This window comes from Streptomyces sp. AgN23 (assembly GCF_001598115.1).
In the GTDB taxonomy this organism is placed as follows: domain Bacteria; phylum Actinomycetota; class Actinomycetes; order Streptomycetales; family Streptomycetaceae; genus Streptomyces; species Streptomyces antimycoticus.
Genome location: NZ_CP007153.1, coordinates 6,510,195 through 6,524,224, shown reverse-complemented (window position 1 = coordinate 6,524,224; position 14,030 = coordinate 6,510,195). Strand labels below are relative to the sequence as shown.

Genomic DNA, 14,030 nt, shown 5'->3' with positions numbered 1-14,030 from the left:
GCTGCCGCGGTGAGGGGACGGGCGGCGGAATTCAGACACCCCGAAGCCCGTTGTAACAACCACACGGCGCAGGGAAACACCCCGCGCCGTAAGACCCGCACCAGCGCAGCGACCGCACCCGCCCAGGTAACGCGTAGCGCACCCGCCCGAGGGACCACACCCGCCAGCCGGATCCGCATGGGAGTCCAGTGATGTTGTTCAGCCGCCAGAAGAACCACCTCCCCACCCCCGAGGAGGCGCTGAAGGGCCGCGCCGAACCGGGCTTCGCCGTCCCCGACCGCCACACGGTCCTCGGCAACCCGCTGGTCGGCCCGTACCCCGAGGGCCTGGTCGTCGCCGACTTCGGCCTGGGCTGCTTCTGGGGCGCGGAGCGGAAGTTCTGGCAGGCCCCGGGCGTCTGGACCACCCTCGTCGGCTACCAGGGCGGCCACACCGAGAACCCCACGTACGAGGAGGTCTGCAGCGGCCTCACCGGCCACACCGAGGCCGTCCGCGTCGTGTTCGACCCGACCGTCACCTCCTACGCCGCCCTCCTGAAGCTCTTCTGGGAGTCCCACGACCCCACCCAGGGCTTCCGCCAGGGCAACGACGTCGGCACCCAGTACCGCTCGGCGATCTACGCCCACTCCCCCGAGCAGCAGTCCGAGGCCGAGTCCTCCCGCGCCTCCTACCAGTCCGTCCTGACGGGCTCCGGCTACGGCGAGATCACCACCGAAATCCTCCCGGCGGGCCCCTTCTACCCGGCCGAGGCACACCACCAGCAGTATCTTGACCGCAACATTAACGGGTACTGCGGGATCGGTGGGACGGGCGTCGCTTGCCCCATCGGCGTGGCCCCGGCGGACGGCTAGTCCACCTGGTGGGGGCGGCTGTGTCGGCCTGTTCGCGCAACGGCCCAAGATCGTGCGTCAGCAGCGCCTCCCGTAACGCGCGGCAGTGCCTGACTGGTGAACTGGCCTACTTCCGCAGTGTTCCGGCCAATGGGCACTCGGCGTGCATGACAGTGACCCATGCGTCGCAACATGCACTGCATGGCGACTTCGGGGGCACGAAGCAAGACGCTGGGTGGGCTAGGCCAGTGGTGGGGAGTTCTGGCAGGTCTGCTTCTCATCGCGGCGTGGATCAACTCCTCTGCCGGACCAGCCGTAGTGATCGCGCTCTCGGCGATCACAGTCGCATGGTGCCTCTTCCAGGCGCCCGTGACATGCGGCGCTCCGGTACGCGGCCGTGACGACGGTTGCCGGAACAACGCGTCTGGGATCCTTCTCGGATGTCACATCCGTCAGCACCGCTGGCAGAAGCTGAAAATGCTCATCCTCCGTCGTCAGGTCCGTCACTTCTGCGCGGGTCTGTTCTCCGATGGAAAGGCCACCATCGTCACCCTGGCAGGGATAGGCAGCTTCGTATCGGGCCTTGTCGCCCTTGTCCCCGGTGTCGTCGTGCACTGATCAATACGCACAAGCCCGCGCCGGACGCCCCTGGCCACGGATGATGTGGGGCGTCCGGCTACTCGCACGTCGGCCTTAGGCGGCGACCAGGTCGCGCGCTCGCTCGTTGAAGTCCGCGACCAGGCGGTGCCTGCCGAACGGTTTCATGCGCTTCTGCAAGTCCTGGACTGCCTCGACCGCTCGCGACGACTTGACCTGCTGTGTGAGAGAGATCGTCCGTACTCCCGCAGCGTGCGCCGCTTCCAGGTCCTTGCCCTGGAGATGCGAGGCAGCCAGCGCCGCATGGGACATGGCGCCCCGGCGGGCGCGCTTCTGCTTGCGGGCGTGGTCGATTGACCTGCGGGCGTGTTCTTTGGCGTTCTTCGGCTCGCCAAGATCACGGAAGGTGTTGGCGTGCTCCCCGTGCAAGTACGCCGGGTCGATGAACGCGGCCCACTCCTGTTCCTCTTCGGGGCGCACGCTCTCGTACGAGGTCTCCGACTTCGCGACCGCCGAGACTGCCGCACGCTTGTCACCGAGCTTGGCGCAAGCGCGAGCCTCAAGCGCCCAGAGATCGGCCAGGCATGCAGGGGATGCCGACTTGGTGAGTCCCGCGCGGCCCGACTGGGCGAGCCTTCGGCCCTCCTCGGGATGCCCGAGAAGCGTGGCCTGATCCGCCATCCCGGCCAGCACATGCGCGCCGAGGGCCGGGTTGCGTGACTCCTCGGCAAGACGGAGCGACTGGATCAGGTAGCGCTGCGCCGCCCCGTGCTCCCCGTTGTCGTACGCCATCCAACCCAGCAGATACGTCTGCTCAGCGGCGGCCTCGCAGAGAGCACGCCGAACCCGCTCGGTGTGGGTGCGACGGAGCAGCGGGAACACATGGGCGTTCATGTACGCGGCCAAGGTGAGGCGTCCCGAACCGCCACCCTGGAAGATGTCCATCTGCTGGAAGACGCCGAACATGTTCCGAACGGCGCTGACGTCCTCCAGCCTCACCCGGGGTCCGGGCTTGGGCTGCTGATCGAGCGTGCTCAACAGCCAGTCCCGGCTTGGTCCGATACCCGCCACGGCGGCGAACGGTGCTGAGGCCAAGAACTTACGACGGTCCACGTCGGCCCTCCCCAAGTCGGCAACGGCTTCCACGGTAGCCAGGAAGGAAGGGCTGTACACAAGCCCTCTGTCCGCCGTCGCGCTGTCGCCGAGCCCCAGATCGTAGGTCGTGACTCGGTAGCCCATGGCCGCTGAGAACACATCCGCCAGGATGTCGGGTACCGGGGGTCGGGGTTGTTCCCCGGTCAGCCAGCGTCGAACGCTCGTGGCATCCGGGGCAATATGTGGCTGTCCCCATTGCTTGGCTTGAACTCTTGTTCGTCGGGCTAACTCGCCTTGGCTCATTCCGGATCGGTCCAGCCAATCGGACAGCTTTTCGTTCGGCGTTTTCATGATTCACGGCCTTCGGTCATGAACGAATGCGGAACCAACACCTTTCAACACCCCTACAGGCGCTACCCGCTGAAGTGCCACAGGGGTTGCCTAGGTGTACCCCCGCGACCGGGCGAACGGTCCGGGGGCGTGGTCAACGCTGCGAGGAGCGCCAACATGAGAGAGCGTATCGCCGGTCGGGTCGAACAGTCGTGGTTGTTCGCACATCGCTGTACCGGGCCAGAGGTGGTGAACCGATGAGCGCACGACCCCGACTTCTCCCCTGGTCCGATCCGAGTGGCAAGCCGTGCTATCTCGTCACCGATCACCACGGTTACGTCTCGCAGGTTGCGGACGAGATGGAGGACGTACAGCTACGCACAGGAACGGAACTCCTCGCTATCGGACGGGAGATGCTGAACGAAAAAAAGGTGAGCGCCGGGGAATTACGGTTCCTTGGAAACCGTCTCTGCGAGGCGCTGCGCGATGCCCTGCGGGTGGCCGAGAGCAGAGGCAAGCGGCTGCCCGAACCCGAGGAGTGAGGCGCGGCGCCCGGTCGGTGCGCCGTAGGCACGCCGCCGGCCGTAGAGGCTTTGGACGGGAGCTGCCACGGGGCGAGAGAACAGGGGGCCTTACGCTGGCCCGGCGAATCGGGCGGGTCTGTGATCCTGCCCGCGTTTGCGACCGATTGGCCCCCTGTTCTTCGAGGCTCGCCCCGTGGTGGCTGTCTAAAGCCTCGGAGGCCGTCGGCCACCAGCCACAACGCACCAGCCCCGACAAGCGGATGCGCGTGTCCGCACTCCTCAAGGTGCGCTTGCAATACGGGCGGTGGGTGCCCGGCGGGACCGGCCGCCAGGCCGCAGCCCGCCGGGGCGGCCAGACCGCCCGGCGCGCCGCAGGCGCGCCCTTGAGTAAGTGAAGACGGTTTCCGCCACATCCATTCGGTCATCGGGCGCTGCGGTATGAAGGGCGCCGGGGCGGTCGGCTGACCGTGCGCACTGCACCGCCTTCCGGGGCCTGGGCCGGTCAGGCCAGCAGGGCTGAGAGGCGAATATTCGCTGGCCCATGGGTGCGGACGCCTGGGAATATATAGGCACCAGTGACGGCCCAACGAGGGTCAACCAACAGCCCAGAGGAGCATCGGCTGACGAGGTCAGCCAAAGCGATCGAAGTAAACCTGACGTGCCGTCAGGAACAGCCAGGAGCGACACGCCTGCGCGGCGGTCCTCCGGTCCGATTGCTCTCGCTCCCCTGGAAGGTGACACTTGTCCGACGCTTCGCGCGTCCACTTCACCCGATCCCTGTCGACCGCCTGTGCTGACCGCTCGGCCGAGCTGGTGCGCGAAAGGCGTCTGCGTCTGCTCTCCGAAGCTGACAGGGACACCGTCCGCCTCGCCCAAGATCCGGGCTTCACCCGCTGGCTGGAACAGATCAAGCCATCGGCGGCTGCGCCCACCCGATCTACCTGTCCGGCTCAACAATCACCCGTGACGCCCACACGGGCGAAGTGCTCTCCGCCTACTCCACCGCCGACGAACCCAGCGAACGGCTGGCCGTACGGTGCCGTAACCGGCGTGCCACCATCTGCGCTCCCTGCTCACGACTGCACGCCGGAGACACCTTCCACCTCGTACGCTCCGGCCTGACCGGCGGCAAGACCGTGCCCGAGGCGGTGCGCGATCGGCCCCGGCTGTTCGTCACCCTGACCGCCCCCGGTTTCGGCCCTGTGCACCGCATCGCCGACGACGACTCCCCTTGCCGACCCCGGCGGGACCGCCCACGGTGCGCACACGGAACACCGCTGAGCTGTTCTCTCACCCACAGCGAAGGCGATCCGCTAACAGGCCAGCCGGTCTGTCCGGCCTGCTACGACTACCCCGGTCACGTCCTATGGCACGCGCACGCCGGGCGGCTGTGGGACCGCTTCACCACCGCCGTACGTCGCCACCTCGCCTCAGCGGCTGGCATCCCCCGGTCCCGGCTAGGTGCTCACCTGATGGTGTCGTTCGCGAAGGTCGCCGAGTACCAACAGCGCGCAGCCATCCACTTCCATGCCGTGGTGCGCCTGGACGGCCCCTCCGGTCCCGGCGCGGCCCCGCCCTCTTGGGCCACTGCGGAGTTGCTCGCCGACGCCGTACGCGCCGTTGCCGCTTCCGTGACCGTCCGGGTCCCCGAGTCGGCCGCCTACGGGGCGGAAGCCCTCGGCTGGGGTGCACAACTCGACGTCCGGCCGATCCGCTCGTTCGGTGACGGCGCCGGGGTGTCCGATGACGCGGTGGCAGCCTACGTGGCCAAGTACGTCACCAAAGGCGCCGCCGACACCGCTGCCGGACTCGACCACCAGGTGAGCGGTCCGGAGGACATCCGTACGGCTCGGGTGTCCGGCCATGTACGGGCTCTGATGGGCACCTGCTGGCGCCTGGGCAGCCTGCCGGAACTGGAAGACCTGCGGCTGCGCGCGTGGGCTCACACACTCGGCTACCAGGGACACATCCTCACCAAGTCCCGGCGCTACTCCACCACCTACGCCGCACTACGCGCCGAACGGGCCGAGCATCAGCGCACCGTTGCCGAGACAGCCAAGGAACACACGGTCACGGAAGCAGCTTGGCTCTACGTCGGTTCCCGGCCACACCCCCGGCGCCGCCCTCATCGCCGCTGGAATCGCCGAAGACCTCGCCCGGAACCGAGAAATAGCAACCGAGGAAATAGCGCATAGCCTCCATGGGCAGCAGGGGTGCGACACATGACCCATATCAGCGCCCGCGAATGGGGACGAAAGCAAGCGGCCAACGCTCCCGCTTGGAGCGAAGAACGGTGGCGTCGCATTTCCAGGATAATCGGTGTTGATCTCGTGGAAGACGATCGACGAGATCATAAATCGAGAAGGAAACATACACAAGGATAATCGCAGCGAACACCAAAGAGGGGCGCAACCGCCGCGCCCCTCTTCGCCGTATTGAGTCTAGCTTTCCGTCCACTTGGGAACGAGGAGGTCGGGGTTAAATGGGCGCCTACCCCCTCCGCCGACTGGAAGAACGATCACAGCATGCAGCGCTTCGCGGATGAGAGCACGCTTCTGGGCCATGTCGAGCTTTCCCGAATACCACTGTTTTCGGACGTCCTCTGTGACCACTGAAGCACGCTGAACCTGCAAGGCGTGCTGCGTCCGCTCCTTGCGAAGTACCTTGATCCGGGACTCCATCTTGTGGTTCTCCGGAAAGAACAGCTCATCCGAGATCTGGTCTTCCTGCCAAGCCTGCAACATCTTCCGCTGCTTGACCATGAGGCGATCAAGCTCCTCCTGCCCACCCCACTCGGCATCTAGCTGAGTCTTGGCCGCAGTACGCTCCTCCAGCTTCGCCAGGACCGCTTCCGTGATGTACTCGTCGACTTTGGCGCCGTTCCGGGCACTTCCACCACAGCCCCCCATGGACCGGCTAGGACACTGGTAAACGTATCCACCTGAGAGATCCGGCCTGGCACTCACCCGCAAAGGGGCATTACAGATCTGCCCGTCCCCTTTTGGCTTCCCGCACCGAAGAATCCCAGTGAGGAGGTACGAGGGAGTGCGGTAGTCCGTGACCGTACCGTCCGCTTTGATGTTAGGCCCAATTCGCGCCGAAAAGAGAGCGTCGATGGCCATCCATTCCTTCGGCGTAATAATGGATTCCCATTTACCGACCACAGGGAGGCCGTTGACATCTCGCACCAACTCCCCGTTGTGCTTACGCCAGCCACACAGCCGAGGATTCCATAGCGCTAGCTTGAGCGACCGGCTTCGCCATTCGTTGCCATGGACCGTCCGCACCCCCGCGTCATTCCATCGAAGCTGAATGGAGTGCAAGGATTTTCCTGCGATCACATCCCGCGCAGCTTCGGCCAAAAGCGCGGCCTCATCTGGCTCAAGCGTTAGCTTGTCGTCCTTCCACCCGAACGGCCGTTTCCCCCCGACAGGGATTCCCTCCTCCGCCCGCCGCCGATGCGAGCGACGGGTGCGCCGCTTGATCTTGCGCACTTCCGCCTTCGCGATGACAACACCGAACAGCCCCATGGACTCAACATCTTCGTTGTAGAGATCCTTCAGCCCCTTGGCGTCCGCGTACACCCGCCCGTCTTCATAGGTCAGGGCATCCACGAAGCGCTCATAGTCACCGACGCGCCGCACCAATCGGTCATCCGCAACGACGATCGCGCCACGCACCGGCTGGGCATCCGGGAGGCGTCCGGCCTTGAGCGCCCTCAGCATGGCCTCGAAGTCGGGCCGCACAAGATCGGCTTTGGCCGCTGAAAGGTCGTTGTCCGTGTAGTAGTGAACGATCTTCAGGCCCAGCGTTGCAGCCGTCTCGTCGTTCACCCTGTGCTGATCTTCGACTCCGTGCCCGTCCCTGGCCAGATCTGCGGAGATCCGCGCGTAGGCCACCACCGGCACTAACTGAGAGTCGTTGGTCATATCGCCCCCTGTAGTCGTCCCGGACTAATATTGCCCGAGAGACAGGAGTACGACCAGCAGTACTTGGACAAAAATCCGGCCGGCTACTGCGGCATCGGCGGCACGGGCGTCAAACTGAGTGACCCGTCGGACGGCGGCTCCTGCCCGACCGGGATCGCCCCCGCTGGAAGCTGAGGGCCTCCGGCTCACAGCGAGGGCGACCGGCCGGCCGACGCGGGACGCGTGCCCTGTGGCGGATCCGGATCGCTTCGGCGGCGGCTCCGGCCATCATTCAGTGGCAACCGGGCCGAGGGTGTCAGTCGTCGTCACCATGTCCGCCGCCATCGGCGGTCTTGGAGAAGCCGTCGTGCCAGGCGGCCTTCGCTCCGGAGTCGCCGATCCGGTACACGTCCACCACGGCGCCCGCGGCCACCACGACGGAGAGCACCACTGCCGCTGCACGGACGATCAGAGCGGACCGGGGGGTGGCCGCCCGGGTCCGCTCCCCGGGGGCCGCCTCCGCCGACGCCGACCTGCGGGTCGTCCACCAGACCGCCGTCGCCAGCACGAACAGGCCCGCCGCCCAGGGAAGCAACCCATCGCCCAGTTCGGCGTGCCTGCGCACCAGGGCGTCGCTGTCGACGTGCTCCTCCAGCCACTCGCCGGCATTCGTGGCCACGGGCACGCTCGCCAGCGTCACGAGGGCCAGAAGTGGAAGCACCACCCCCATCCGCCGGGCCGCACTCGGCCATATCGCGCCCACCACGACCGCCAGGGCACTCAGGGGAACGAGCACGACGACGAAGTGCACGACCAGGACGTGTGCGGGCAGGCCGTTGACAACGGTGATGCTCATCTTTTTTTCCTCCAGAAAGTGACCACGAGAGGTCGGCGCGGGCACGGGCGCTCAGCCTGTCGGCCTATGAGGCGCGCCAGACTGTCACAGGAAGCTCTGAGCTTCCTCTGAACCCGTCCCTTCCGGAGGCCGCTCCGGAACCGAAAACGCCGCCCGGTCCGGCCACTGGAGCACAGGCCCGTCGGTACGGGCGTCTCCTGCCCGATCGGGGTGGCTCCGGCGGAGGGCTGACGTCCGCTCCTGTCGTCAGCCCCCGGGCCTTCCGGCCCTCCGGGGACGCCCCCTCGCCGCGCCTCTGCGACAACCACACCGGACAAACACAATGGAAGGTGGAGCAATCTGGGCACTATGGGCGTAGCGGCGTCATGCGCAAGAGGCGGTGGCCGATGACGGAGGACAGCGGCGGCGGGGGCATATGGGGCTGTGCCCCGGCGCAGCTGGGCGAGCTGCTGGATCTTGTCGACGAGGCCGTCGTCATCTGCGACCGGGCCGACGGGCCCGTCCGCGGATTCAACCGCGCCGCCGCCCGCCTCTTCCCCGGGCTGCGTCCGGGCAGCCCGGTCAGCATGTCGGCGGCCGCGCCCCTCGCCCGGGCCGCCGCCCAACAAGCGGAGCACTTCTCCACCGCCTACGAGGGCCGCGGGCTCAGCGGTCGTCTGCACACCGCCGGTGGGCTCACGGTGTGGCTGGTCCATCAGGTCAGCGGCGCCCAGGAGGCCGAGGCCGCCCTCGCCCACGAGCGCGAGATGTCGGCCTTTCTGGAGGAGACCACCCGGCGCCTGGGCGCCTCGCTCCACCACGGCCGTACCGTCCATGCGCTGGTCGACATCGTGATCCCGAAGCTGGCGGACGCGTCCGTGGTCGTCCTGCCCGCGAGCGGACGGCGTACCCACTGGCACCGGGCGGGTCCGGGCGATGCCCGGTGTTCCGGGGAAGTGGCCGTCGAGACGCTGGAACGGGCGCCCAAGGTCGCGGACGCGCTGTACGGGCTCCAACCCCGCCCCACCGTCCTACGCCCCCAGGAGATGGACGCGCTCGACGAGGTCGTGCCCGGTGAGCTCGGTCAGGGCGAGGCCGCGCTGGTGGTCCAGCTCACCGCGGGGGGCGTCCCGGCCGGTGCGCTGATCATGCTGCGCGGCGCGGAGCGTGCCCGCTTCGACGACGCGGACATCGACCTGGCGCATCGGTTCGCCGTACGGGCCGGACTCGCGCTGACAACGGCGGCGCTCTACTCGCAGCAGGCCCACACCATCGCCGTCCTGCAGACCAGCATGGCTCCGGAGCCGCTGCCGTCGGCCGACGGTCTCAGGCTCGGCGCCGCCTACCGGCCGGCCGCGGAGGCCCTGCGCATCAGCGGCGACTTCTACCATGTGGCCCCTTCCACCGCGGGCGGGGTCACGTTCTTCTTCGGTGACGTGTCCGGCAAGGGTGCGGAGGCCGCGGTGGTGGCGGGCCAGGTGCGGCAGAGCATGCGCACCCTGGCCATGGTCGAGCGGGAGCCCGAGCCCCTGGGTGACCTGCGGCTGCTCAACGACCTCATGATCAGTGCGGGCCATCGCTTCACGACCCTGGTCACGGGTTCCGCCCGCCCCTGCGACGACGGCTCGGTGCAGGTGGAGATCGCCAGCGGCGGCCACCTCTCCCCGCTCGTCCTGCGGGGCGACGGAAAGGTGGCGGAAATCGTCTGCGAGGGCATGCTCCTCGGGGCGGTGCCCGATCCCAGTTTCGGCCGTACCGAGTGCCGTCTCGACCCCGGTGAGCTGATGCTGCTCTACAGCGACGGGGTCACGGAGGCGCGAGGCGGTGCGAGCGGGCGGGAGATCTACGGTGACGAACGCCTCGTCGACGCGCTGGCCAGCTGCGGCGGCATGCAGGCGCCGTCGGTCGCCGAGCGACTGGAACTCCTCACGACCGAATGGCTGGCCGGTCGCCCGCACGATGACATCTCCATCCTGACGCTTCAGGCACCCCCTCGCCGTGGCTCAGTGTCCGCAGATGCGAGGGACTCGGAGGGCTCATGAACGGCACCGGGATCACCGAGACCATCCGCGCGGACTTCGACGCCTGCCTTGCGGGTGCGGACGAGGACGGAGCGCTGGAGCTGGCCACCGGCCTGGTGGCGAGCGGCGTGAGCGCGGAGGACGTACTGCTCGGCCTGGTGGCACCCGCCCAGGTGAGGGTCGGTGAGCGGTGGGAGTCCGGCGAGTGGACGGTGGCGCAGGAGCACGCGGCCACCCACGTCAGCCGCCTGACAGTGGACGCGATCGCGTCCACTGCCCACACCGGGGGCACCGCACGCACCCCTGCGGGAGCCGGCCCACCCCGCCATGTGCTGGTGGCGTGCAGCGACGGCGAATGGCACGTTCTGCCCTCCCACATCCTCACCGAGGTGCTGCGACTGCGCGGCTTTCAGGTGCGCTCACTCGGCGGCTCGGTCTCCCCGCACGAGCTTCTCTCGGACGTCCACCAGAACGGCCCTGACGTGGTCGCTCTCTCGTGCACCCTGTCGTGGAACCTTCCGCTGGCTTACCGGCAGATCGAGACCTGCAGATACGCCGGCGTTCCCGTCTTGACGGGCGGGCCGGGGTTCGGCCCCGAGGGCACATGGGCGTACGCCCTGGGCGCGGACCTGTACGCGGCCGACGCCCGTAGCGCAGCGGAAGCACTGCTTCACCCCTGGCCCCCGGTGACATGCGGGCAGTCGTCGGTCCAGCCCGGTGCCGTGGAGGCGTACGCCGTACTCGTCCGGCAACGCCTTGAGCTGCTCGATCACGTGATCCACGCGCTGCGTGACGTACTCCCCGGCCTGCGGAGCCGCTCGGGCATGGAACACGAAGAGGCCGCCGATTTCCTCGGCCGGCTGCTGGACTCCCTGGCAGCGGCCGTATTCGTGGACGACGAGCGCGTCTTCACCGGCCACCTCGCCTTCGCCATGGCCTACCTCACCGCCCGCTCGGTGGACCCCCGCTGCCTCCTCACGCTGACGGACGCCCTGACCGACCGCCTGCGCGAGTCCCCTCGGGCCCTGGCCACACTCGCGGCGGGGCGCCGATGCCTCACCGAGCAAGGGGTGGGCTCCGGCCCTCACGCATGAACGGGAGGGGGTGGCAACGGTCGCATCGGACTGATGCGGCACGAGAAAATCGGTCGAAAGGGCTGAACCCCATCGCTAGCGTATGGCGGATGGAAATCCGGGCGTTCGAGGAACGTGACTGGTCGCAGGTCTGGCCGATCGTCGAACGCGCCTGCTGTCGGGCTGTACGAGCGCCTCGGGTTCACCCTCATCGGCACCGTGCCGGGCGCGTTTCGGCATCCGGAGCTGGGGCCGGTCGGACTGCACGTCATGTATCACGACCTGGGGCCTGGCGTTCGGCGTGGTCTCGCTCCGCGTCGGGGAGGACTTCCGGTCGAGGTCAAGGTGCTGCTGCGGCATCACGGTGGGCTTGCGACGGCCACTCCTACGTCGACGGGGTGGCGAGCCAGGCGGCGCTCGCGCCCAACGGGGGCGGCTCATGGTGGAGTTCACCCGTGGGAGGACAATCACCGGCTATGGCCATCGACTACCGCAAGCCCCCTAAGACGCCCACCCCAGCGATCAGTCTGGAAAAGGTAGCCGCCCAGGCTCCGGGGCTGGTCAGCCTCTACAAGACGGCTGCGGTCTCGCTGGCCAAGCACGGCGCCGACGGGCAGCGTACCGCGGTGTACCTGGTTCTGGACCGTTCCGGGAGCATGCGCCCGTACTACCGTGACGGCTCCGTACAGCACTTGGCGGAGCAGACGCTGGCTCTCGCGGCGCACCTCGATGACGACGGGATCGTGCCGGTCGTCTTCTTCTCCACGGAGATCGACGGGACGGCTGAGATCAGCCTCGATGCCTACCAGGACCGGATCAACCCCCTGCACGACTCGATGGGGCACATGGGCCGTACCAACTACCACGTCGCCATGCAGGCCGTCATCGACCACTACCAGTCGTCCAAAGCCGACGACCCGGCGTTCGTCGTCTTCCAGACCGACGGCTCCCCCACATCCAAGGCGGCGGCAGAGCATGTGCTGTGCACGGCCGCGGGGCTGCCCCTCTTCTGGCAGTTCATCGGGTTCGGCGACGACGAGTTCCGCTTCCTGCGCAGGTTGGACGAGCTGCCGGTGCCCCACCGGCGCATCGTCGACAACGCGGGCTTCTTCGCCGCCGGACCGAAACCGAAGGGCCTCTCCGACGCCGCACTCTACGATCAGTTGCTCCATGAGTTCCCGCGGTGGCTCGCTTCCGCCCGCGCCGCCGGTGTCCTGAGGGGCTGAGGACTGCCGGGCCCAGAGCGTGGGCATCCCAGGACACGTGGCTACGCTCGCGGCGGCCACCTCGCCCGGCTTGATCATGGGCGGGCCCCGTTCCCGACCAGCCGGAGGGCCCCCGGATGCGCCCAGATGACCTCACCGACCCGGAACTCCGGCTCTGGGAGGCATTCGCCGCAGGGGGCGAAGTCGATCTGCGTCCGCGCGACGCGGTCGGCGGAACGGTGATGGACGGCGGCGGTTGGGGGCCGGAGCGGCAGGTGCGGGCCTCGGTGGTCCGCTCGTTGCTGCTGGGCGGTGCCGATGCCATCAGCGGTGAAACTCCGATGGTCCACCTGGTGGGTGCCCGGATAGCGGGGAAGCTGCGCCTGGTCTTCTCCGAGGTGTGCTGCGTGCTGTGGCTGGAGGAGTGCTGGTTCGAGGAGGCGCCGCAGCTGTACGGGGCCACCCTTCGGGTCACCAGTTTCGGTGGCTCGTGCCTACCGGGGCTGGGGATGGGCGCCACGACGGTGGACGGGAACCTCGACCTGATGAACTGTCGCGTACAGGGCAAGGTCGACGTACATGACGCGCACATCAGCGGGAGCCTGCTCCTCCAGGGCGCGCACCTCTCCCATGCCGGCGGTATAGCCCTGGACGGCGCACGCCTGGAGGCGAAGGGCGTCGTCGGGACCGGCGGATTCCGCGCCGACGGGGAGCTGCGACTGCTTCAGGCGCGCCTCGGTGACGGCCTGCACCTGTGCGGGGCGGCGCTGCGCCAACCCGGCGGTGAGGCCCTGTTCGCCCCCGGTATCCAGGTCCCCACGACCATCGATTGCGGCGAGGGCTTCCGCGCCGACGGAACCGTCACGCTGACCGGCGCCACCGTCGGCGGGTCGGTCAGCTTCGATGCGGCGTCCCTCACGCCCGCCCAGGGAAACGCCCTCTCCTGCCCTCACCTCCAGGCCGGGGAACTGCTCCTTCGGCCCGCGCGGGCCACGGGAGGCATGGATCTGCGCCACGCGGCCATCGGGGTACTCCGGCTCCATGACGACGGTCACGAGCAGTCGCCGCTCCAACTCGACGGGCTGGTCTACCGGTCGCTGGAACCGCACCTGGCCGTCAACGATCACCTTGAGCTGCTGAGCCGCGATCCCGACGGGTACCGGCCCCAGCCGTACCAGCAGCTCGCCACCGTCTACCAGTCCATCGGCCAGGACCGCGACGCCCGGACCGTGCTCCGGACCCGCCAGCGCCACCGCCGTACGACCCTCCCCTGGTACGCCCGGGCTTGGGGGTATGTGCAGGATGCCACCGTCGGGTACGGCTACGTGCCGGAACGTGCCGCGGTGTGGCTGCTGGCCCTGCTCGCCACCGGAACCACCGTCTTCGGCCTGCACCGGCCGCACCTGCCCAGTGGTACGCCCCATCCGGTGTTCAATCCCGTGATGTACAGCCTGGACCTGCTCCTTCCTGTGATCGACTTCGGCCAGGAGCGGGCGTTCCAGCCGACGGGGCCGGCCCAGTGGATCGCCTGGCTCCTGATCGGCGCGGGCTGGCTGCTGGCCACGGCCCTGGCCGCGGGCATCACCCGGGTCCTCTCCCGCCAATAGTCAGG

11 protein-coding genes and 2 pseudogenes are annotated in these 14,030 nt (G+C 68.2%); 10 read left to right on the top strand and 3 right to left on the bottom strand.

The window, feature by feature from the left end; translation table 11 throughout:
- Positions 1-191 precede the first annotated feature (191 nt).
- Both msrA and AS97_RS28435 read left to right on the top strand, forming a co-directional pair.
- Positions 192-851, top strand: coding sequence for a peptide-methionine (S)-S-oxide reductase MsrA (gene msrA, locus AS97_RS28440; RefSeq protein WP_210565890.1), 660 nt, complete (start codon positions 192-194; stop codon positions 849-851).
- A gap of 180 nt (positions 852-1,031) precedes the next feature.
- The gene (locus AS97_RS28435) at positions 1,032-1,448 is read left to right on the top strand and encodes a hypothetical protein (protein ID WP_079059772.1); all 417 of its coding nucleotides are present in this window, start codon (positions 1,032-1,034) and stop codon (positions 1,446-1,448) included.
- A gap of 75 nt (positions 1,449-1,523) precedes the next feature.
- Here the strand turns inward: AS97_RS28435 and AS97_RS28430 are convergent, their stop codons facing one another.
- Positions 1,524-2,873, bottom strand: a complete 1,350-nt coding sequence (locus tag AS97_RS28430; RefSeq protein WP_059147874.1) for a hypothetical protein — start codon at positions 2,871-2,873, stop codon at positions 1,524-1,526.
- Between the two features lie 236 nt (positions 2,874-3,109).
- On the opposite strand from AS97_RS28430, the gene AS97_RS28425 reads away from it, so the two are divergent.
- A complete protein-coding gene (locus AS97_RS28425) occupies positions 3,110-3,394 on the top strand; it encodes a hypothetical protein (RefSeq protein ID WP_059147873.1) in 285 nt (94 codons plus the stop codon).
- Positions 3,395-4,269: 875 nt separating this feature from the next.
- A complete protein-coding gene (locus tag AS97_RS28420) occupies positions 4,270-5,571 on the top strand; it encodes a replication initiator (protein WP_349017642.1) in 1,302 nt (433 codons plus the stop codon).
- A 246-nt stretch (positions 5,572-5,817) separates the two neighbouring features.
- On the opposite strand, the gene AS97_RS28415 is transcribed toward AS97_RS28420, so the two are convergent.
- Positions 5,818-7,305 (bottom strand): recombinase family protein, encoded by a 1,488-nt coding sequence (locus AS97_RS28415; RefSeq protein ID WP_210565889.1) that lies wholly within the window; start codon positions 7,303-7,305, stop codon positions 5,818-5,820.
- A gap of 42 nt (positions 7,306-7,347) precedes the next feature.
- On the opposite strand from AS97_RS28415, the pseudogene AS97_RS28410 reads away from it, so the two are divergent.
- Positions 7,348-7,479: pseudogene (locus AS97_RS28410) on the top strand (peptide-methionine (S)-S-oxide reductase); the annotation flags it as partial.
- Between the two features lie 121 nt (positions 7,480-7,600).
- Here AS97_RS28410 and AS97_RS28405 read toward each other — a convergent pair.
- Positions 7,601-8,140, bottom strand: a complete 540-nt coding sequence (locus AS97_RS28405; protein WP_185930013.1) for a DUF2231 domain-containing protein — start codon at positions 8,138-8,140, stop codon at positions 7,601-7,603.
- Between the two features lie 386 nt (positions 8,141-8,526).
- Between AS97_RS28405 and AS97_RS28400 the strand changes: the two genes are divergently transcribed.
- The 5 genes and pseudogenes from AS97_RS28400 (at position 8,527) to AS97_RS28385 (ending at position 14,025) form a co-directional block, all read left to right on the top strand.
- Positions 8,527-10,161: a PP2C family protein-serine/threonine phosphatase gene (locus AS97_RS28400; RefSeq protein ID WP_059147893.1), complete on the top strand. Its 1,635-nt coding sequence runs from the start codon at positions 8,527-8,529 to the stop codon at positions 10,159-10,161.
- On the top strand, positions 10,158-11,234 hold the full coding sequence (locus tag AS97_RS28395) for a cobalamin-dependent protein (protein ID WP_210565888.1): 1,077 nt from the start codon (positions 10,158-10,160) through the stop codon (positions 11,232-11,234). The genes AS97_RS28400 and AS97_RS28395 overlap by 4 nt, the downstream gene beginning before the upstream one ends.
- Positions 11,235-11,375: 141 nt before the next feature.
- Positions 11,376-11,498: pseudogene (locus tag AS97_RS47715) on the top strand (GNAT family N-acetyltransferase); the annotation flags it as partial.
- A 191-nt stretch (positions 11,499-11,689) separates the two neighbouring features.
- Positions 11,690-12,439 carry a VWA domain-containing protein gene (locus AS97_RS28390; RefSeq protein ID WP_210565887.1) on the top strand — a complete coding sequence of 250 codons (750 nt, stop codon included), beginning with the start codon at positions 11,690-11,692 and terminating at the stop codon, positions 12,437-12,439.
- A gap of 116 nt (positions 12,440-12,555) precedes the next feature.
- Positions 12,556-14,025: a membrane-associated oxidoreductase gene (locus tag AS97_RS28385; protein ID WP_210565886.1), complete on the top strand. Its 1,470-nt coding sequence runs from the start codon at positions 12,556-12,558 to the stop codon at positions 14,023-14,025.
- Positions 14,026-14,030 lie beyond the last annotated feature (5 nt).

Bases quoted from the DNA above. Each gene is read 5' to 3' on its own strand.
- AS97_RS28390 (WP_210565887.1), top strand. From the start codon at position 11,690: ATGGCCATCGACTACCGCAAGCCCCCTAAGACGCCCACCCCAGCGATC.
- AS97_RS28415 (WP_210565889.1), bottom strand. From the start codon at position 7,305: ATGACCAACGACTCTCAGTTAGTGCCGGTGGTGGCCTACGCGCGGATC.
- AS97_RS28425 (WP_059147873.1), top strand. From the start codon at position 3,110: ATGAGCGCACGACCCCGACTTCTCCCCTGGTCCGATCCGAGTGGCAAG.
- AS97_RS28400 (WP_059147893.1), top strand. From the start codon at position 8,527: ATGACGGAGGACAGCGGCGGCGGGGGCATATGGGGCTGTGCCCCGGCG.
- AS97_RS28395 (WP_210565888.1), top strand. From the start codon at position 10,158: ATGAACGGCACCGGGATCACCGAGACCATCCGCGCGGACTTCGACGCC.
- AS97_RS28435 (WP_079059772.1), top strand. From the start codon at position 1,032: ATGGCGACTTCGGGGGCACGAAGCAAGACGCTGGGTGGGCTAGGCCAG.
- msrA (WP_210565890.1), top strand. From the start codon at position 192: ATGTTGTTCAGCCGCCAGAAGAACCACCTCCCCACCCCCGAGGAGGCG.
- AS97_RS28385 (WP_210565886.1), top strand. From the start codon at position 12,556: ATGCGCCCAGATGACCTCACCGACCCGGAACTCCGGCTCTGGGAGGCA.
- AS97_RS28405 (WP_185930013.1), bottom strand. From the start codon at position 8,140: ATGAGCATCACCGTTGTCAACGGCCTGCCCGCACACGTCCTGGTCGTG.
- AS97_RS28430 (WP_059147874.1), bottom strand. From the start codon at position 2,873: ATGAAAACGCCGAACGAAAAGCTGTCCGATTGGCTGGACCGATCCGGA.